17 protein-coding genes are annotated in these 18,738 nt (G+C 74.6%); 10 read left to right on the top strand and 7 right to left on the bottom strand.

Features of this window, described 5'->3' with window-relative positions:
* Positions 1 to 236: 236 nt before the first annotated feature.
* Complete coding sequence (locus AC0HI0_RS31415) at positions 237 to 1,070, bottom strand: dienelactone hydrolase family protein (protein WP_480927117.1); 834 nt, start codon at positions 1,068 to 1,070, stop codon at positions 237 to 239.
* 134 nt (positions 1,071 to 1,204) lie between these two features.
* On the opposite strand from AC0HI0_RS31415, the gene glmS reads away from it, so the two are divergent.
* The 5 genes from glmS to tsaE all read left to right on the top strand — a co-directional run bounded on the left by glmS (position 1,205) and on the right by tsaE (position 7,267).
* Positions 1,205 to 3,067 carry a glutamine--fructose-6-phosphate transaminase (isomerizing) gene (gene glmS / locus AC0HI0_RS31410; protein WP_480927116.1) on the top strand — a complete coding sequence of 621 codons (1,863 nt, stop codon included), beginning with the start codon at positions 1,205 to 1,207 and terminating at the stop codon, positions 3,065 to 3,067.
* A gap of 96 nt (positions 3,068 to 3,163) precedes the next feature.
* A complete protein-coding gene (locus AC0HI0_RS31405) occupies positions 3,164 to 4,564 on the top strand; it encodes an NAD(P)H-hydrate dehydratase (protein WP_480927115.1) in 1,401 nt (466 codons plus the stop codon).
* Positions 4,565 to 4,617: 53 nt separating this feature from the next.
* Positions 4,618 to 5,718, top strand: a complete 1,101-nt coding sequence (gene alr, locus AC0HI0_RS31400) for an alanine racemase (RefSeq protein WP_480927114.1) — start codon at positions 4,618 to 4,620, stop codon at positions 5,716 to 5,718.
* On the top strand, positions 5,715 to 6,818 hold the full coding sequence (locus AC0HI0_RS31395; RefSeq protein ID WP_480927113.1) for an alpha/beta fold hydrolase: 1,104 nt from the start codon (positions 5,715 to 5,717) through the stop codon (positions 6,816 to 6,818). The genes alr and AC0HI0_RS31395 overlap by 4 nt, the downstream gene beginning before the upstream one ends.
* Before the next feature lie 11 nt (positions 6,819 to 6,829).
* Positions 6,830 to 7,267 carry a tRNA (adenosine(37)-N6)-threonylcarbamoyltransferase complex ATPase subunit type 1 TsaE gene (gene tsaE, locus AC0HI0_RS31390; RefSeq protein ID WP_480927112.1) on the top strand — a complete coding sequence of 146 codons (438 nt, stop codon included), beginning with the start codon at positions 6,830 to 6,832 and terminating at the stop codon, positions 7,265 to 7,267.
* 73 nt (positions 7,268 to 7,340) lie between these two features.
* On the opposite strand, the gene AC0HI0_RS31385 is transcribed toward tsaE, so the two are convergent.
* The 3 genes from AC0HI0_RS31385 to AC0HI0_RS31375 are packed head-to-tail and all read right to left on the bottom strand — an operon-like array spanning position 7,341 to position 9,380.
* Complete coding sequence (locus AC0HI0_RS31385) at positions 7,341 to 8,681, bottom strand: acyl-CoA synthetase (RefSeq protein ID WP_480927111.1); 1,341 nt, start codon at positions 8,679 to 8,681, stop codon at positions 7,341 to 7,343.
* Between the two features lie 34 nt (positions 8,682 to 8,715).
* Entirely contained in the window at positions 8,716 to 9,021 is a 306-nt protein-coding gene (locus tag AC0HI0_RS31380) for a thioredoxin family protein (RefSeq protein WP_480927110.1), read from the bottom strand.
* On the bottom strand, positions 9,009 to 9,380 hold the full coding sequence (locus tag AC0HI0_RS31375) for a MerR family transcriptional regulator (protein WP_480927109.1): 372 nt from the start codon (positions 9,378 to 9,380) through the stop codon (positions 9,009 to 9,011). The genes AC0HI0_RS31380 and AC0HI0_RS31375 overlap by 13 nt, the downstream gene beginning before the upstream one ends.
* A gap of 71 nt (positions 9,381 to 9,451) precedes the next feature.
* Between AC0HI0_RS31375 and tsaB the strand changes: the two genes are divergently transcribed.
* The 3 genes from tsaB to tsaD are packed head-to-tail and all read left to right on the top strand — an operon-like array spanning position 9,452 to position 11,626.
* Positions 9,452 to 10,126, top strand: coding sequence for a tRNA (adenosine(37)-N6)-threonylcarbamoyltransferase complex dimerization subunit type 1 TsaB (gene tsaB, locus AC0HI0_RS31370; protein WP_480927108.1), 675 nt, complete (start codon positions 9,452 to 9,454; stop codon positions 10,124 to 10,126).
* Between the two features lie 11 nt (positions 10,127 to 10,137).
* A complete protein-coding gene (gene rimI, locus AC0HI0_RS31365) occupies positions 10,138 to 10,581 on the top strand; it encodes a ribosomal protein S18-alanine N-acetyltransferase (protein WP_480934433.1) in 444 nt (147 codons plus the stop codon).
* On the top strand, positions 10,574 to 11,626 hold the full coding sequence (gene tsaD / locus AC0HI0_RS31360; protein ID WP_480927107.1) for a tRNA (adenosine(37)-N6)-threonylcarbamoyltransferase complex transferase subunit TsaD: 1,053 nt from the start codon (positions 10,574 to 10,576) through the stop codon (positions 11,624 to 11,626). Before rimI ends, tsaD begins: the two co-directional genes overlap by 8 nt.
* A gap of 265 nt (positions 11,627 to 11,891) precedes the next feature.
* Here the strand turns inward: tsaD and AC0HI0_RS31355 are convergent, their stop codons facing one another.
* Positions 11,892 to 12,311, bottom strand: coding sequence for a helix-turn-helix domain-containing protein (locus AC0HI0_RS31355; RefSeq protein ID WP_480927106.1), 420 nt, complete (start codon positions 12,309 to 12,311; stop codon positions 11,892 to 11,894).
* A gap of 308 nt (positions 12,312 to 12,619) precedes the next feature.
* Positions 12,620 to 15,559: an AfsR/SARP family transcriptional regulator gene (locus AC0HI0_RS31350; protein ID WP_480927105.1), complete on the bottom strand. Its 2,940-nt coding sequence runs from the start codon at positions 15,557 to 15,559 to the stop codon at positions 12,620 to 12,622.
* 99 nt (positions 15,560 to 15,658) lie between these two features.
* Here AC0HI0_RS31350 and AC0HI0_RS31345 point away from each other — a divergent pair, with 99 nt between their 5' ends.
* Positions 15,659 to 16,522, top strand: coding sequence for an NAD(P)-dependent oxidoreductase (locus AC0HI0_RS31345; protein WP_480927104.1), 864 nt, complete (start codon positions 15,659 to 15,661; stop codon positions 16,520 to 16,522).
* Between the two features lie 47 nt (positions 16,523 to 16,569).
* On the opposite strand, the gene AC0HI0_RS31340 is transcribed toward AC0HI0_RS31345, so the two are convergent.
* The gene (locus AC0HI0_RS31340; protein WP_480927103.1) at positions 16,570 to 18,087 is read right to left on the bottom strand and encodes an alkaline phosphatase D family protein; all 1,518 of its coding nucleotides are present in this window, start codon (positions 18,085 to 18,087) and stop codon (positions 16,570 to 16,572) included.
* Between the two features lie 298 nt (positions 18,088 to 18,385).
* Here AC0HI0_RS31340 and groES point away from each other — a divergent pair, with 298 nt between their 5' ends.
* Positions 18,386 to 18,679, top strand: a complete 294-nt coding sequence (gene groES / locus AC0HI0_RS31335; protein ID WP_158844728.1) for a co-chaperone GroES — start codon at positions 18,386 to 18,388, stop codon at positions 18,677 to 18,679.
* Positions 18,680 to 18,738: the final 59 nt, after the last annotated feature.

The raw sequence follows: 18,738 nt of genomic DNA, 5'->3' as shown, positions 1-18,738 counted from the left end.
CACGTGTCGCGTTTGGGATCCTTATCGCAACACGTGTCGCGTTTGAGGTTGCTTACCGCAACACATGTTGCATTTGGCGAGTCTTAACGCAACACGTGTCGCAATGGGGGTTGGCTTGTTGCGACACGTGTTGCGTTTGGTGGCGATCTGGTGGATCCGGGGCCTGGAGGGCTCGACGGCGAGGGCGGAAAGGGCGGCGAGGGCCGGCGGTGGGGGTCGGCGGTGGGGGTCGGCGGTCAGCGGTGCGCGACGGTGGCACCTTGGCCGGTGGCGGCGCGTTGGTAGGTGAGGGGTGCGCCCTTGACGTCGTTGTCGAGCAGGGCGTCCCAGCGCTTGTCGCCCTTGAGCACCCGCAGCAGGAACGCCGTGGTGAGCGCCTTGGCGAACTTCTGCGCCGCCCGCTCACCCTTGCCGTCCAGCAGCAACTCGCTCCAGTGCCGCCCCTCGGCGAACCCGAGGTGGCTGGTCTTGGGCAGCATCCGCAACTGCACCGGCCCGCCCCACGCCTCCGCGATGGCCTCGGCGTGCCCGACCGGCGGGGCGATCCGGTCCTCGCTCCCGGCCAGGTGCAGACCCGGCGCGGTCACGCCGCGCGCGGCGTCCAGCGCCGACGGGCGGGTCTCCGACGCGGCGAACGTCACGACCGCCCGCACCCGGACGTCCTCCGCCGCCGCGAGCACGGCCGCGCCGCCGCCCATCGAGTGCCCGGCGACCGCGAGCCGTTGCGGGTCGACGCTGATGTCGCCCTCGCCCAGCCGGACCCCGGTGCAGATGTCGAGCGTGGTCCGCAGGTTCCCGGCGAGCAGCCGGGCCGACATCAGCGGCCCGCGCTGGGTGCCCGGCGCGGCGGCGACGAGGCCCCACGACGCGAGGTGCCGCAGCAGCGCCCGGTACCGCTCGACCGGCTGCAACCAGCCGTGCCCGAACGCCACCGCGGGCAGGCCGAGGCCCGCCGCCGGTGTGTAGACCAGGCCGGGCAGCCCGACCAGGGCCAGGTCGCCGCGCAGGACCGGGTGTTCGCCGGGCCTGCTGAGCTGGTCGAGCACCTGCTTCGCCGAGTAGCCGCTCACCGGCTGAACGGTAGTCGATCGCGCACCGCCGGCGCACGCCTCGATTGGTCTACACCATTCACGGCCGTGACCTGGGCAAACGTCCTTGAGTGGCCCTTTCGGGTGATGTCCCTGGTCTGGTTACGCTGTGCGGCGTGTGCGGAATCGTGGGATACGTGGGCCACCGCTCGGCGCTGGACGTAGTGCTCGACGGGCTGCGGCGGCTGGAGTACCGGGGCTACGACTCGGCCGGCGTCGCCGTCCTCGACGGCGAGGGCGGCCTGGCCGTGGAGCGCAAGGCGGGCCGGCTGGGCAACCTGGAGGCCCGGCTGGACGAGGTCGGCCGCGAGGGGTTCGCGGGCACGGCGGGCATGGGCCACACCCGGTGGGCGACGCACGGCGCGCCGGTCGACCGCAACTCCCACCCGCACCGCGACGTGACCGGCCGGGTCGCCGTGGTGCACAACGGGATCATCGAGAACTTCGCCGCCCTGCGCGCCGAGCTGGAAGCGCGCGGCGTCGAGATGAGCAGCGACACCGACACCGAGACCACCGCCCACCTGGTCGCGTTCGCCTACGGGGAAGGCGACACCAAGGGCGACCTGGCGGCCAGCGTGCGCGCCGTGGTCCGCCGCCTGGAAGGCGCGTTCACCCTCGTCGTGACGCACGCCGACGAGCCGGACACGGTGATCGCCGCCCGCCGCTCCTCCCCGCTCGTGGTGGGCGTCGGCGAGGGCGAGACGTTCGTCGCCTCCGACGTGTCGGCGTTCATCGAGCACACCCGCGAGGCCGTGGAGCTGGGCCAGGACCAGGTCGTGGTGATCGACCGGTCCGGCTACGCCGTCACCGACTTCGCGGGCGAGCCCGCCGAGGCCAAGCCGTTCACGGTCAACTGGGACCTCTCGGCCGCCGAGAAGGGCGGCCACGAGTACTTCATGCTCAAGGAGATCGAGGAGCAGCCCGAAGCCCTCGCCAACACGCTGCGCGGCCACTTCCGCGACGGCCGGATCGTGCTGGACGAGCAGCGGCTGTCCGACCAGGACCTGCGGGACGTGGACAAGGTGTTCGTGGTCGCGTGCGGCTCGGCCTACCACTCGGGCCTGGTCGCCAAGTACGCGATCGAGCACTGGACGCGGCTGCCCGTCGAGGTGGAGCTGGCCTCCGAGTTCCGCTACCGCGACCCGGTGCTGGACCGGGACACGCTGGTGGTCGCCGTCTCCCAGTCCGGTGAGACGGCGGACACCTTGGAAGCGGTAAGGCACGCCCGTGCGCAGAAGGCGCGCGTGCTGGCGGTGTGCAACACCAACGGCGCGCAGATCCCGCGCGAGTCCGACGCGGTGCTCTACACGCACGCGGGCCCGGAGATCGGCGTCGCGTCGACCAAGGCGTTTCTCGCCCAGATCGCGGCGAACTACCTGGTCGGCCTGGCGCTGGCGCAGGCGCGCGGCACCAAGTACCCGGACGAGGTGGCCCGCGAGTTCCACGAGCTGGAGGCCATGCCGCACGCCGTGCAGCGGGTGCTGGAGACGGTCGGCCAGGTGCGCGCGCTCGGCCGTGAGCTGGCCGACTCGAAGGCCGTGCTGTTCCTGGGCCGGCACGTCGGCTACCCGGTCGCGCTGGAAGGCGCGCTGAAGCTCAAGGAACTGGCCTACATGCACGCCGAGGGCTTCGCGGCGGGCGAACTCAAGCACGGGCCGATCGCGCTGATCGAGCAGGGCCTGCCGGTCGTCGTGGTCATGCCCTCGCCCAAGGGGCGCGCGGTGCTGCACTCGAAGCTGGTGTCCAACATCAGCGAGATCCAGGCGCGCGGCGCGCGGACCATCGTGATCGCGGAGGAGGGCGACGAGACGGTCCGGCCGTTCGCCGACCACCTGATCGAGGTGCCCGCCGTGCCGACCCTGCTGCAGCCGCTGATCTCGACCGTGCCGTTGCAGGTGCTGGCCGCCGAGATCGCCCGCAGCCGGGGCTACGACGTGGACAAGCCGCGCAACCTGGCCAAGTCCGTCACCGTCGAGTAGGTCGCGGTCGGCCGAGCCGCCGGTGGGCGGCTCGGCCGTCGGGAATCCGCCGGCCGGCGGTGCGCCGGCTGCGGCGAGGGGGCAGGCTGTCGCGCTATGCGGGGACTGTGGACGACTGACCGGGTCCGGGCGGCCGAGGAACGGGTCATGGCCCGGGTGCCCGCCGGGTCGTTGATGCGGCGGGCGGCGTTCGGCGTGGCCGTCGCCGCGGTCGACGTGCTCGACGGGCGTCGGCGGGTGGGGTTGCTGGTCGGGGCGGGCAACAACGGCGGCGACGCGCTGTGGGCCGGGTACTACCTGCGGCGGCGCGGGATCGCGGTGTCGGCCGTGCTGCTCGACCCGGACCGCGCGCACGCCGAGGGGCTGGCCGCGTTCCGGCGGGCCGGCGGGCGGGTGGTGGACCGGCTGCGGGACGTCGACCTCGTGGTGGACGGGATCGTCGGGCTGTCCGGGCGCGGCCCGCTGCGGCCCGTCGCGGCCGAGCACGTCGCCCACCTCGACGCGCCGGTGCTCGCCGTCGACTCGCCCAGCGGCGTCGACCCCGACACCGGGGCGGTCGACGGGCCGGCGGTGCGGGCCTCGGTGACCGTCACGTTCGGCTGCCTCAAGCCGGTGCACGCGCTGGCCGACTGCGGCGAGGTGCGGCTGGTCGACCTCGGGCTGGGTCCGGAACTCGGCGGCCCGGACCTGGTCGAACTCGACCTCGCGGACGTCGGCGCGGCCTGGCCGGTGCCCGGCCGGGACGACGACAAGTACACCCAGGGCGTGACGGGCGTCGCGGCGGGCTCGGCGACCTACCCCGGCGCGGCCGTGCTGGCCACCGGGTCGGCGCTGCTGGCCACCTCGGGGATGGTCCGGTACGCGGGCGCGGCGGCCGAGGGCGTCCGGGCGCGCCGGCCGGAGGCGATCTGCACCGGGTCGATCACCGACGCGGGGCGCGTGCAGTCCTGGGTGGTCGGGCCCGGCCTGGGCACCGGGCTCGGCGCGGAGGACGTGCTGCGCACGGTCCTGGAGGCCGGGGTGCCGGTGTGCGCGGACGCCGACGCCATCACCATGCTCGCCAACAACCCGGACCTGTGGGACGCCCGCGACCCGGACACCCCGCTCGTGCTCACCCCGCACGACCGCGAGTTCGAGCGGCTGGCCGGCGAGGTCGGGCCGGACCGGGTCGCCGCGGCCCGGCGCGCCGCCGAGCGGTTCGACGCCGTCGTGCTGCTCAAGGGGCACGCCACGGTGGTCGCCGGGCCGGACGGCCGGGTGCTGGTCAACCCCGCCCGCACGTCGTGGGCCGCGACCGCGGGCTCCGGGGACGTGCTGTCCGGGCTGATCGGCGCGTTGCTGGCGGCCGGGCTGGACCCGTTGCTCGCCGCGGGCTGCGCCGCCCGGGTGCACGTGCTGGCGGCCGAACTGGCCGCCGACGGCGCGCCGATCCCCGCCTCGGCGCTGCTGGCGGCGGTGCCGGACGCGATCCGGGCGGTGCGGCGCGCGGCGTCGTAGCCGCCGGCCGGGCACGTCCGCCGGCCGGCCCCTGTGTCACCATGAAAGGCGTTATGGCTGCTCCTCGCGCTGAGGTCGTGATCGACCTCGACAACCTCCGGCACAACGTCGAGTACCTGGACCGCTTGGCGCCCCGCGCCGAGACGATGGTCGTGGTGAAGGCGGACGGGTACGGGCACGGCGCCGTCGAGGTCGCGAGAGCGGCCCTGGACGCGGGCGCGACCTGGCTCGGCTCGTGCTCGCTGGCCGAGGCGATGGCGCTGCGCGCCGCCGGGATCTCCGCGCCGGTGCTGGCCTGGCTCGACCCGCCGGGCACGGACTACGCGCCGGGCGTCGAGGCGGGCGTGGACCTGTCGGTGTCCTCGGCGCGGCAGCTCGCCGAGGTCGCCGAGGCGGCGCGCGCGGTGGGCCGGCCGGCCCGGATCCACCTCAAGATCGACACCGGGCTGTCCCGCAACGGCTCCCGGCCCGACGAGTGGGCCGCGCTGGTCGAGCGGGCCGCGGCCACGCCGGAGGTCCGGGTGCACGCCGTGTGGTCGCACCTCGCGGTCGCCGACGAGATCGGGCACCCGGCGACCGACGCGCAGGCCGAGCGGTTCGACGACGCGTACCGCGCGGCGGTGGCCGCCGGGCTGGACCCGATCCGGCACCTGGCCAACTCCGCCGCCCTGCTGACCCGCCCCGACCTGCACTTCGACCTGGTCCGGCCGGGGATCGCGGTGTACGGGCTCAACCCCGTGCCGGAGCCGTTCGACCTGCGGCCGGTGATGACGTTCCGCTCGACGGTGGTGCTCGCCAAGCGCATCCCGTCCGGCGAGTCGGTGTCCTACGGGATGAGCTGGACGGCGAAGACCGAGACGACGGTGGCGTTGGTGCCCGTCGGGTACGCCGACGGCGTGCCGCGCAGCCTGTCCAACCGGATGCACGTGTGGCTGGCGGGCGCGCGCCGGCCCGTGGTCGGCCGGGTGTGCATGGACCAGGTGGTGGTGGACTGCGGCGACGACCTGGTGGCCGAGGGCGACGAGGTCGTGCTGTTCGGCGCGGGCGCGCACGGCGAGCCGACCGCCCGCGAGTGGGCCGACATCACCGGGACCATCGACTACGAGATCGTCACCGGCATGTACCGGCCCCGGGTGACCAGGACCTACCGGTGAACACGCTGTGGAAGGCGGTCGGCTGGGCCGGCGGCATCCTGGGCGCGGCGGCGACCGGCGTCGCGGTCGGCGTGGCCGCGAACCAGAAGAAGGTGTCCACCGAGCGGCAGGCCGACGACCCGCTGGCCGACGAGCCGCTCGGCAGGCTCACCCCCAGCCGCGAGTCGACCGTGGCCGCCGACGACGGCGTGCCGCTGTCGGTCGAGGAGGTGGACCCGGTCGACGGCGGCGAGCCGGAGCTGACCGTCGTGCTGGTGCACGGCTTCGCGCTGGACCGGCGGTGCTGGCACTTCCAGCGCCGCGACCTCGCCGAGCTGACCGCGCCCCGGGTCCGGCAGGTGCTCTACGACCAGCGCGGGCACGGCCGGTCCGGTCGGGGCGCGGCCGAGTCCGGCACCATCGAGCAGCTCGCGCACGACCTGGACTCGGTGCTGCGGGCCGTGGTGCCGGACGGGCCGGTGGTGCTGGTCGGGCACTCGATGGGCGGCATGACGATCATGGCGCTGGCCGAGGAGCAGCCGGAGCTGTTCGCCGACCGGGTGCGCGGGGTCGCGCTGATCGGCACGGCGGCGGGCGCGGTCGGCGGTGCCGGGCTGCCCAGGTCGGTGCTGTCCCGGTACAACCCGGTCACCCTGGGCGTGGGCCGGCTCGCCGGGCTCCAGCCGGGGCTCGTGGAGTGGGTGCGCCGGCGGGCGACCACGTTGACGTGGAGCGGGATCCGGGCGCTGGCGTTCGGCGACCGCAACGTCAGCGCGTCGCTGGTCGACCTGATGGAGCAGATGATCAACCGGACGTCGGTGCAGGTGCTCACCGAGTTCCTGGAGACGCTCGGCACGCACAACCGGTACAAGGCGCTGGTCGGGCTGCGGCACTGCGAGGTGCTGGTGGTCGGCGGCGACGCGGACAAGCTCACGCCGTTCTCGCACGCCGAGCGGATGGCCGAGGAGATGCCGCACGGCGAGCTGGTCCGGGCGCCCGGCGCCGGGCACATGGTGATGATGGAACAGCCGGACCTGGTCACCGGGCACCTGGTGGGCCTGCTCCGGCGCAGTGCCGTGGAACGGACGGAGAACAGGCGGCGGTGGTGGCGACGAGTGTGACCCTCCCCAGGGTGGAGGACACCGAGGACTTCGGGCGCAGGCTGGGCGGGCTGGTGCGCGGCGGCGACCTGCTGCTGCTGGCCGGGCCGCTCGGGGCGGGCAAGACCGCGCTGGTGCGCGGGCTCGCGGACGGCCTGGGGGTCGGCGGGCGGGTGAGTTCGCCGACGTTCGTGATCGCGCGCGTGCACGACCCCGCGCCCGGCGGGCGGGGCGTGTCGCTGGTGCACGTCGACGCGTACCGGCTGGGCGGCGACCTGGACGAGTTGGACGACCTCGACCTGGACACCGACCTGGTGGACGCGGTGGTGGCGGTGGAGTGGGGCGAGGGCGTCGCGGAACGGCTGTCCGAGGACCACCTGCTGATCACCCTGGAGCGCCACGACGACGACGTGCGCACCGCCCGCCTGGAGCCGCACGGCACCTGGGCGGACCGCGAACTCCCCACCTGACCCCGGCGGGGAACCGGCAGTCCGGCGCGCGCTTCCCGTTGCCGGGGAAGGATTCCCGCGCGCGCCGGCGCGTTCAGGGGCGCGGGTCCACCCGCAGTTCGCGCTTGAGCACCTTGCCCATGTCGTTGCGCGGCAACGCGTCCAGGTACCGCACCACGCGGGGCCGCTTGTGCGGGGTGAGCAGCCGGGCCACGTGGTCGGCCAGTTCCCGCTCCGTGGCCGGGGTCCCGGTCGACACCACCCACGCCACGACCCGTTCGCCCAGGTCGTCGTCGGGCTCGCCGGTCACCGCCACCTCGGCCACGCCGGGGTGCTCCAGCAGCGCGTTCTCGATCTCGCCCGCGCCGATCTTGTAGCCGCCGCTCTTGATCAGGTCGGTGGCCCGCCGGCCGACGATCCGCAGCGCGCCGTCCGGCTCCACCACGGCCAGGTCGCCGGTCCGGAACCAGCCGTCCGCGAACGCCTCGCGGGTCGCGTCCGGGCGGTTGAGGTACTCCAGGAACAGGTTCGGGCCGCGCACCTCGATCTCGCCCGGCTCGTCGCCCACCACCCGCACCTCGACGCCGTCCAGCGGCGGGCCCACGGTGCCGGGACGGCGGTCGCCGGACGCGCGGACGCTGGTGTTCATCAGGGTCTCGGTCATGCCGTAGCGCTCGACCACCCGCTGCCCGGTCAGCGCTTCGAGCCGTTCGTGCACGGTCACCGGCAGCGGCGCGGAACCCGACACCAGCAGCCGGGCCTTCGCGAACGCCCGCGCGTGCTCGGGCGCGGCCGCGATCCGGTGGTACATGGTCGGGACGCCGAACATCATCGTGCCGACGGTGTCCAGCGCCTCGGCCGCCGCCGCCACGCTGAACGACCCGAGGTGGTGCACCGTGCCGCCGCGCCGCAGCGGCCCCAGCACGCCCACGCCCAGGCCGTGCACGTGGAACAGCGGCAGGCCGTGCACCACCACGTCGTCGGCGGTCCACTCCCACGCGGTGGCCAGCGCGTCGAGGTTCGTCGCCAGCGCGCGGCGCGGCAGCACCACGCCCTTGGGCGGCCCGGTGGTGCCGGAGGTGTAGACGATCAGCGCGGGCGCTTCGCCGGCCGGCTCGGGCAGCTCGACCGGCGGCCCCGAGGGGAGCACGTCGTCCACCACGAGGTCGGGCGCGCTGTCGGCGAGGATGTGCGCCAGCTCGCGCTCGCCGAGCTTCGGGTTGAGCGGCACCACCGGGACCCCCGCGAGCAGCGCGCCCACCACCGCGACGCAGGTCCGCACGTCCGGCCGCGCCCACACCGCGATCCGCCGCCGGCCCGCCAGGCCGGCGGCGACCGAACGGGCCCGCTCGGCCAGTTCGGCGTAGGTCAGCTCGTGGCCGGGGAAGCGCAGGGCCACTTTCGCGGGCGTCGTCGCCAAGGCGGGCAGCAGCATCCGCCCACCTTGGCCGCACGGCCCGGGACGCGCATCACAAGTGTGCTTCGAGCCACGTCATGAGCTGCTGCTTCGGCCGCGCGCCGACGATCTGGGCGACCAGCTCGCCGTCCCGGTAGAACTGGAGCGTCGGCATCCCCATGACGCCCAGGTCGCGCGCGGTGCGCGGGTTCTCGTCGGTGTCGATCTTGGCGAAGTCCACCGCGTCGAGTTCCCGGTCCAGCTCGGCCAGCACCGGTTCGATCATCCGGCACGGCGGGCACCAGCTCGCGGTGAACTCGACCAGCACCGCCCCGGTGCCGACCCCCTCGGTGAACGTCTCGTCGGTCAGCGTGCGCACGGGCGTCTCCTCTGCTCGGCCTGTTCCAGTTGCGTGCGCACCCGGTCGCGGGCGGTCTCCAGCCGGGCGATGCACTCGTCCAGCTCGGCCAGCTTGCGCCGGTACACCGCCACCGAGGCGGGGCAGGCGTCGCCGCTGGTGTGACCGTCGCGCAGGCACTCGACGAACGGCCGGGTGTCCTCCAGCGCGAAGCCGATGTCGGCCAGCGAGCGGATCTCGGCGACCAGCCGCAGGTCGTCCTCTCCGTACTCGCGCTGACCGTTCGCGGTCCGCTTGGCGGTGAGCAGACCCAGGGACTCGTAGTAGCGCAGCGCCCTGGTGGTCGTCCCACCCCGCTGAGCCAGTTCACCGATGCGCACGATGCCGATCCTCCGAGTTGACGTCGACGTCAAGTCCAGTGTGACCGCGCGCACCCGTACTCTTGACGATTGTGCTCGTGCTCGCATTGGACACCGCCACGCCCGCCGTGACCGCCGGGGTGGTCGAACTGACCGCCGATTCGCCACCGCGCCTGCTGGCCCAGCGCGTGACGGTGAACGCCAAAGCCCACGGCGAACTCCTGACACCCCACGTGCGGGAAGCCATGGCCGAAGCCGGGCGCGAGCTGTCCGAACTGGACGCGATCGTCTGCGGCGCCGGCCCCGGCCCGTTCACCGGCCTGCGGGTGGGGCTCGTCACGGCCGCCGCGCTGGGGCAGGCGCTGAACCGGCCCGTGTACCCGGTGCCGACGCCGGACGCGATCGCGTTGGACGCGCACACCGGAGCGCCGCTGCTGGTGGCCACGGACGCGCGCCGCAAGGAGGTCTACTGGGCCGCCTACGACGCCGCCGGCCGGCGGACCGACGGGCCGCACGTCGACCGGCCCGCCGACGTCCTGGCGAAGCTCCGGCAGGCGCCGCAGCAGGCCGCCGGCGAGGGCGCCCGGATCTACGCCGACGTGCTGGAGCTGCCGTTGGTGGACGCGGTGCACCCGTCCCCGGTGTCGCTGGTCGCGGCGGCGGCCGAGGAGCTGCTGGCGGGCGCCCGCCCGGCCGCGCTCACCCCGCTCTACCTGCGCCGCCCGGACGCCGTGGAGCCCACCGGCCGCAAGCGGGTGATCAAGTGAGGCACAGCGAGCTGACCGTCGAGCCGTTGCGGCACGAGGACGCCGCGCGGTGCGCCGAGATCGAGCACGAGCTGTTCCCCGGTGACGACCCGTGGAGCGAGAACTCGTTCCGCGGCGAACTCGACGGCGGCAACTTCTACGTCGGCGCGTACGTCAACGGCGAGCTGATCGGCTACGCCGGGTTGGGCCTGACCGACTTCGAGTCGAGCGTGCACACCATCGCCGTGGTCTCCGGGTACCAGGGCGGCGGGGTCGGCAAGACCCTGCTGCGCACCCTGCTGGCGAAGGCCGACGAGCTGGGCCTGCCGGTGTTCCTGGAGGTCCGCACGGACAACGCGCGCGCGATCTCGCTCTACCTGGCGCACGGCTTCGAGCACCTGGGCGTGCGCCGCCGCTACTACCAGCCGTCGGGTGCCGACGCGTTCACGATGGGAAGGCCCGCGAACCGTGACTGACCGGCTCATCCTCGGTATCGAGAGTTCGTGCGACGAGACCGGCGTCGGCATCGTCCGGCTCGGCCCGGACGGGGCGCTGGAGCTGCTCGCCGACGAAGTCGCCTCCAGCGTCGAGGAGCACGCCCGGTTCGGCGGCGTGGTGCCCGAGGTGGCCTCGCGGGCGCACCTGGAGGCCATGGTGCCGACCATGCGCCGGGCCGTGGAGCGGGCCGGGATCGAGCTGTCGGACGTGCACTCGATCGCGGTCACCGCCGGACCGGGGCTGGCGGGCGCGCTGCTGGTCGGCGTGTCGGCGGCCAAGGCGTACGCGGCGGCGCTGGGCAAGCCGCTCTACGGCGTGAATCACCTGGCCGGGCACGTCGCGGCGGACACCCTCCAGCACGGCCCGCTGCCCGAGCGGTGCGTGGCGCTGCTGGTGTCCGGCGGGCACTCGCAGCTGCTGCTGATCGAGGGGCTGGCGGACAAGATCACCGAGATCGGGTCCACCGTGGACGACGCGGCCGGCGAGGCGTACGACAAGGTGGCCCGCCTGCTGGACCTGCCCTACCCCGGCGGCCCGCCGATCGACAACCTCGCCAAGCAGGGCAACGGGTGCGCGATCGCGTTCCCGCGCGGGCTGACCGGGCCCCGGGACTCGAAGTACGACTTCTCCTTCTCCGGGCTCAAGACGTCGGTGGCGCGGTGGGTGGAGCGCCGCGAACGGGCCGGCGAGGAGATCCCGCTGGCGGACGTGGCCGCGTCGTTCCAGGAGGCGGTGGCCGACGTGCTGACCGCCAAGGCCATCCGGGCGTGCAAGGACCTCGGCGTGGACACCCTGGTGATCTCCGGCGGGGTGGCGGCGAACTCGCGGCTGTCCGGGCTCGCGGCGCAGCGGTGCGCCGAGGCGGGGATCGAGCTGCGGGTGCCCCGGCCCCGGCTGTGCACCGACAACGGCGCGATGATCGCCGCGCTGGGCGCGCACCTGGTGGCGGCGGGCGCCGAGCCGTCCCGGCTGGACCTGTCCACCACGCCGGGCCTGCCGGTGGGCACGATCCAGATCGTCTAGTGCGTCGACCGCTCGGGTTCGCCGGGTTGGTCAGGCTGCCCGGGGTCGTGGTCGGCGCCGGCGCGGGTGTGCCCGGGGTTCGCGGGCGAGCACGGTGTGGTGGGGATGGTTCGGGTTGGCGATGACGAACGTCCGCAACGGGCCGCACTGTGCCTCGATCGGGTTGGCCCGGGACGCGGAGGTCGGGGTCGGGCAGATCCCGACGTTGTCGTCGGTGGCCCGGTCGAGGACCTTCGGGGTCTTGTCGGCCGACGGGTGTCCGTGATCACGTGGATCGGTGCGTCGTCGGGTCCGGCCGCTCTGATCGATTCGAGGGCGGCCAGGCCGTGCTCGCCGCCCTCGTGGCGGCGGGTGATGGCCCCGGAGCCTGTCGTCGCCGACGGAGCAGCGGCCGTGGAGGCAGCGGATGCCGTGGGTGCGGCGGTGGGTCGCGGGCAGCCGGTCGGGGTGCCTGCGCGGTGCCCGGCCGGAGCTGTGGTGCGGGCGGATCGACAGCGGCCCGAACCGGTTCGAAGGCGAAACACCGGGTCGGGAACCGGGTGAAACCCACCCCGCCCGGGCGGGGGGGGGTCTTGGCCGTCGCCACGACGAACGCGATGTCGTCGGGGCCGACCAGGCGGGGACGGCCTCCCGCCCGGCTGGGGTCCAGGGCCGCCAGGCCGCGGGCGTTGAAGTCGTGGATCACGTCCCGCACGGTGTCGGCGTCCGCCGCGACCAGCTGTCCGATCGCCGGCGCGGGGCGTTCCCGACGACGAGGCCAGGATGATCATCGCCCGGTGCATCCGGATCGTGTCCTGCCTGCCCCGACGCACGTAGTTCAGCAGACGACGGCCCTCGTCCCCGGTCAATCGACGTGCTCCGACCGGCCCGGCCATCCGTGCCTCGCATGCCGGGCGGCGACCACCTCACCACCGAGCACGAGATCGACCACGCTCCCGGTCCCGGACGCCGACCGGCGTGTCCCGAACCCGGCGAACGTTCATGGTCACCGCGCTAGGCGTCCGCGACGGCCTGGTCGGTGGCCGTCGCGCCCTCGGCGAACGCCTCCTCGAACCTCTCCGCGCCCAGCGCCGCGCGGGCCGAGCCGGTGATCCGGTCCACGTCGTAGCGCTGCGCGGGCGGCAGCGGGACGCCCGCGGACAGGCGGTTCGCGGCGGCCCGGCCGAGCAGCCGGGCGGCGGCGTGGTCGCCCGCGAGCGCCCGCGCGCCGGCCAGCCCCTCCTGGCCCAGGGCGACGGCCCGGGGGTCGCCGGTCCGGCGGGCCAGGCGCAGCGCCTCCTCCTGGAGCTTGAGCGCTTCGTCGACCTCGCCCCGGAGTTCGGCGACGAACCCGCGCTCGGCCACGACCAGCGTCGCGCCCGCCTCGAAGCCGACCTGCCGGTGCCAGTCCTGGATGCGCAGGAGGCGCTGTTCGGCCTCGTCCAGCGCGCCCTCCTGGCGCGCGCCCAGCGCGAGGCCCGTCTCGGCGTACATCTCGCCGGGGGAGAAGCCGTGGTCGGCGGCGATCCGGCGGGCCCGCTCGTGGTAGGCCCGTCCCGCCGCGAAGTCCTTGGTCAGCAGGGCCACCCGGCCCAGCCAGGACAGCGTGAACGACACCTCCGGCCACGACCGGAGTTCCTCGGCCAGCCGCAGGCCCTCGGTGTGCACCCGGGTCGCTTCCGGGTAGTCGCCGACGAGCTGGGCGAGCGTGCCCAGCGCGAACGACGACTGGAGCAGCCCCCAGCGGTCGCCGAGCGCGGTGAACAGCTCGCGGGCCCGTTCGGCGGCGTCGCGCGCCCGGTCCAGCTCGCCCCGGTGCAGGGCCTGGCTGACCCGGTCGCTGAGCGCCGCCGCCACGCCCCAGTCGTCGCCGCGCGCCCTGGCCTCGGCGTAGGCGCGCTCGGTGTGGCGCTCGCCGTTGCCCATGTCGCCGACGGTGGACAGCGCGTACCCGAGGAACCAGCCGGCGCGCGGGTCGTCCACCGGGCCGACCGGCGGGGCCGCGTGGCCGGCCAGGATGGTGAACGCGGCGTGCCACGCACCGGTCAGGTGCCGGCGGGCCTCCTGGATGCGCCCGCGCAGGAACCAGTACCAGGCCAGGTGCGGGGCCAGGCCGGGGTCGAGGTCGAGGGCGGCGCGCAGGTTCGCGGTGTCCGCGTCCAGCCGGTCCAGCCAGTCGAGCTGGTCGCGGCCGCGCAGCTCCGGGTCGGCGCGCTCGGCCAGCGACCGGTAGTGCGCCGCGTGCCGGCGGCGGACCTCGGCGAGTTCGCCGGCCTCGCGCAGGCGTTCGCGGCCGTAGTCCGACACCGATTCGAGCAGCCGGTAGCGGGCCGGTCCGGCGTGGTCGGGGGCGACCACCAGCGAGCGGTTGACCAGGCCGGCGAGCAGGTCGGCGACCTCGCCGGGCGGCACGTCCCCGCCGCCGCAGACCGCCTCGGCGGCGGCCAGGTCGCAGCCCTCCACGACGACCGCCAGCCGGCGCAGCACGGTGCGCTCCGGGTCGGTGAGCAGCTCCCAGCTCCAGTCGATCATGGCGCGCAGCGTGCGCTGCCGGGCGGGCGCGTCCCGGTGGCCGGCCGCGAGCAGCCGGAACCGGTCGTCCAGGCGGGCCAGCAGGGCGTCCACGCCGAGCGCGCGGACCCTGGTCGCGGCCAGCTCCAGGGCCAGCGGCAGGCCGTCGAGCCGGCCGCAGACCGCGGCCACGGTCGCCGCGTTGTCCGGGGTCAGCGCGAAACCGGGCGCGGCGGCCGCGGCCCGCGCGGTGAACAGCCGGACCGCGTCGGGCAGGTCCAGCGGCGGCACCGACCACACCACCTCGGCGGCCAGGCCCAGCGGCTCCTGGCTGGTGGCCAGCACCCGCACGCCCGGCGCGGCCCGCAGCAGGTCCGACACCAGCCGGGCGACCGGCTCGACCAGCCGCTCGCAGTTGTCCAGCACCAGCAGCACGTCCCGGCCGCGCACGGCGGCCACCAGCCGCTCGGCGGGGTCCTCGGCGGCGTCCTCGCGCATCCCGAGCACGTCGGCCACGGCGTTCGCGACGGTGGCCGCCCCGGGGCGGTCGGCGCGGTCCAGGCCCGCCAGCTCCACCAGCCACACGCAGTCGGCGGCGGTCACCGCGCGGGCGGTCTCCACGGCCAGCCGGGTCTTGCCGACCCCGCCCGGCCCGGTCAGCGTGACCAGCCGCGACGTGCCCAGCAGGGCCCGCACCGCGCGCACCGCGTCGGCCCGCCCGACCAGCTCGGTCACCGGCGCGGGCAGGTTCGTGCGGGGCCGCGCGACCTCCTGCGCGAGCAGTTCCCGGTGCACCTCGACCAGTTCCGGGCCGGGGTCGAGGCCCTGCTCCTCGGCGAGCCGGCGGCGCAGCGCGGCGTAGCCCTCCAGCGCCTCGACCTGCCGCCCGGCCAGGAACAGCGCCCGCAGGTGCAGGCCGTGCAGCCGCTCCCGCAACGGGTGCCGGGCCACCTCGTCGGCCAGCGACACGGGCTGCCCGGCGGCGATCCGGGCCTGCGCCCAGTCCTCCACGACGGCCAGCCGCTCCTCCTCCAGCCGGCGCGCGAACCCCACCGCGAACGGCTCGTCGGCGAACTCCGCCAGCGGGTCGCCGCGCCACAGCGCCAGCGCGCCCGCGCGGTCGCCCGCCGCGACCCGGGCCCGGAACTCCAGCAGGTCCGAGGACGCCTCGTCGACCCGCAGCGCGTACCCCGGCGGCTCCAGGGTGACCACGTCGCGGCCGAGCACCCGGCGCAGCGCGGACACCTTGGTCTGCAACGTGTTGCCGGGGTTGCCCGGCGGACGCCCGCCCCACAGCGCCGCGCCCAGCCGCTGCACCGGCACCGGCCGGCCCTCGGCGACCAGCAGGTGCGCCAGCAGCAGCCGGACCTTCGCCTCCGGCACCCGGACCGGGGTCCCGTCCGCCGCCCACACCGCCAAGGGCCCCAACACGCCGAATCGCACACCACGACGTTAGCCACGTCCGCAGCGGACCCGCAGCGAACCCGCAGCGGCGACCGGCAACCTCGGCCACACCTGACCGAGGAAAGCGAGAAACCACTGATGAGCACGCCGCTGACGCTGATCGGCCTGGGCCCGATGGGGCAGGCCATGGTCGCGAAGTACCTCGAGCACGGCCACCCCGTCACGGTGTGGAACCGCACCGCGAGCCGCGCCGACGACCTGGTGGCCCGGGGCGCGCTGCGCGCCGCCACCCCGCGCGAAGCCGTCGAGGCCAACCGGCTGGTCGTGCTGAGCCTGACCGACTACCAGGCCATGTACGACGTCCTCGACGGCACCGACCTGGCCGGGAAGACCATCGTCAACCTCAGCTCCGACACCCCCGACAAGACCCTCAAGGCCGCCGCGTGGCTCGCCGAGCGCGGCGCGGAGCTGCTGGTGGGCGGGGTGATGGTGCCCGCGCCGGTGGTCGGGGAGGAGGGCGCGTACGTCTTCTACAGCGGCCCGAAGGGCGTGTTCGAGCGGCACGCGGACACCCTGGCGGTGATCGGCCGCACCGAGTACCTGGGCGAGGACCACTCGCTGGCGCAGCTGTTCTACCAGGCCCAGCTGGACTACTTCCTGACCACGTTGGCCGCCACGCTGCACAGCGTCGCCCTGGTCCGCTCGGCCGGGGTGAGCGCCGCGCGGTTCGCGCCCTACCTCAAGGACAACGTCGAGTCGATCTGGATGTACCTGGAGGAGACGATCAACGCGGTCGACCGCGGCGAGCACCCCGGCGACCTGGCGAACATCGTGATGATGGGCGCGACCGCCGACCACGTCGTCGGCGCGAGCGAGGCGACCGGGGTGGACGCCGTGCTGCCGAAGGCCGTGCAGGACCTCTACCGGCGGGCGATCGAGGCCGGGTACGGCCGGCAGAGCTGGACCGCGCTCTACGAGGTGATCAAGCCCGCGACGAAGTAGGCCGGGGGTGACGGGGGCGGTCCGAGGGGCCGCCCCCGTCCCGGGCGTCAGGCCGGGTTCAGGCCCGGCTTGCGGTCCTCGACCACGAACGACTTGAGCGTGGTGGCCGGCGCGCCGGGCGTCCGCACGTGGGCCAGCGAGCGGAAGTCGGCCCGCAGCTCCTTGGCGGAGAACCGGGTCCGCACGTAACCGCGCCGCCGGCTGTGCAGCTTGATGTGCGGGTTGAGGCGCAGCTGCACCTCGTCCGAGGTGTCGTTGCCGTCGCCGCCGGAGGTGACCGACGAGCACACCAGCTCGGTGCCGACGGTGCGCGACGCCGGGTCGTTCCAGTCCGCCTTCACGTCGGCCGCGTAGGCGGCGTGCACGTCACCGGTCAGCACGACGGTGTTGCGCACCCGCGCGTCGACCCAGCCCCGGGTGATCCGGTCCCGCGACGCCAGGTAGCCGTCCCACGAGTCCATGGACAGCTCCTTGTCCGGACCCTCCTTGCGGTCGCGCTCGGCGAAGAACACCTGCTGCCCCAGCACGTCCCAGCGCGACCGGGACCGGCGGAACCCGTCGAGCAGCCACTGCTCCTGCGCCGCGCCGGTGATCGTGCGGTTCGGCGAGCCGGCCTCCGCGCAGGTCTTCCAGCCGTCGTCGCACGCCTGGTCGTCGCGGTACTGGCGGGTGTCGAGCATGTGGAACGTGGCCAGGTTGCCCCACCGGATCCGGCGGTAGAGCTGCATGTCGACGCCGTTGGGCCGGGCGCCGCGCCGCAGCGGCATGTTCTCGTAGTACGCCTGGAACGCCGCCGCCCGCCGCTTGAGGAAGTCCGGGTCGGGCTGTTCGGGCACCTCGTCGGCCCAGTTGTTTTCGACTTCGTGATCATCCCAGACCAGGAGCCAGGGTGCGACGGCGTGCGCGGCCTGGAGGTCCGGGTCGGTCTTGTAGAGCGCGTGCCGCAGCCGGTAGTCGGCCAGCGTGCGGGTCTCCGGGCCGACGACGGTCCGCACGTCCGACGCCTTCGCCGCGTACTCGTACTGGTAGTCGCCCAGGTGCAGGACCAGGCCCGGTTCGTCCTCGGCCAGCCGCCGGTACGCGGTGAAGTAGCCCTCGCCGTAGTGCGCGCAGGACGCGAAGCACATGGTCAGGTCCTGGCCGACCGACCACGGCTCGGGCGCGGTGCGGGTGCGGCCCACCGGCGAGACGTGCCGGTCGACCCGGAACCGGTAGAAGTACTCGCGGCCGGGCCGCAGCCCGAACGGCTCGACGTGCACGCTGTGCCCGGTCTGCGGGCGGGCGATCTCCACGCCGCGCCGCACCACGCGGCGGAACCGCTCGTCCTCGGCGAGTTCCCAGTGCACCGGCACGACCCGGGCGGGCATCCCGCCCAGACCGTCCTCGGCCAGGGGTTTCGGCGCGAGCCGGGTCCACAGCACCAGGCCGTCGTGGCTCGGGTCGCCGGAAGCGACGCCGAGCGTGAAGGGGTCGTCGAGCGAGGGCGAACCGGCCCCGGTGGTGGCCAGTACGGCACCGGCCGCCGCGCCGCCGATCAGCAGGGTCCGTCGGGTCAGGGAGGTCATGGTCCCCGACCGTCGCCGACCGGGGTTGCCCGCGGGTGAACTCGGGAGTACCGGAAAAAGGCCAGTGCGCCGCCGGTGTGCCGGCGCGGTCCGGGCCGGCCCCGGTGCGGCCCGGCGGAACGTGGCGCGGCTCACCGTGCGGGACGACTGGCCGGGGGTTCGTTGAAGCGTTGGCACTCGCATGGGTAGAGTGCTAGCTGCACGGCACCAGCAACCGCCCCGACCCCCGCGACGGCGGGGTGGCAGGAGCCGTAAACGCAACCTGCCAACGCTTTCGACGACCGTGGAGGTCAGCCCGGTGAGCGTGAACATCAAGCCGCTCGAGGACAAGATCGTCGTCCAGGCCAGCGAGGCCGAGACCACGACGGCTTCCGGCCTTGTGATCCCGGACACCGCGAAGGAGAAGCCCCAGGAGGGCAAGGTCCTCGCGGTCGGCCCCGGCCGGATCGACGACAAGGGCAACCGCATCCCCGTGGACGTGGCTGTCGGCGATGTCGTCATCTACTCCAAGTACGGCGGCACCGAGGTCAAGTACAACGGCGAGGAGTACCTGATCCTCTCCGCCCGCGACGTGCTGGCCGTCATCAACTGACTTTCGGCCGACACGCAAGACGCCCCGGCGAACCCACCGACACCGGGGGTTCCGGGGCG

Source organism: Saccharothrix sp. NBAS 001, from assembly GCF_056640475.1.
The sequence above is the reverse complement of the archived record's forward strand: the minus strand, read 5'-3'. Positions and strand labels throughout refer to the sequence as shown.

Coding starts and splice junctions, on each gene's coding strand:
- alr (WP_480927114.1), top strand. CDS start 4,618: ATGGCTGCTCCTCGCGCTGAGGTCGTGATCGACCTCGACAACCTCCGG.
- AC0HI0_RS31345 (WP_480927104.1), top strand. CDS start 15,659: ATGAGCACGCCGCTGACGCTGATCGGCCTGGGCCCGATGGGGCAGGCC.
- AC0HI0_RS31385 (WP_480927111.1), bottom strand. CDS start 8,681: ATGCTGCTGCCCGCCTTGGCGACGACGCCCGCGAAAGTGGCCCTGCGC.
- AC0HI0_RS31340 (WP_480927103.1), bottom strand. CDS start 18,087: ATGACCTCCCTGACCCGACGGACCCTGCTGATCGGCGGCGCGGCGGCC.
- AC0HI0_RS31405 (WP_480927115.1), top strand. CDS start 3,164: ATGCGGGGACTGTGGACGACTGACCGGGTCCGGGCGGCCGAGGAACGG.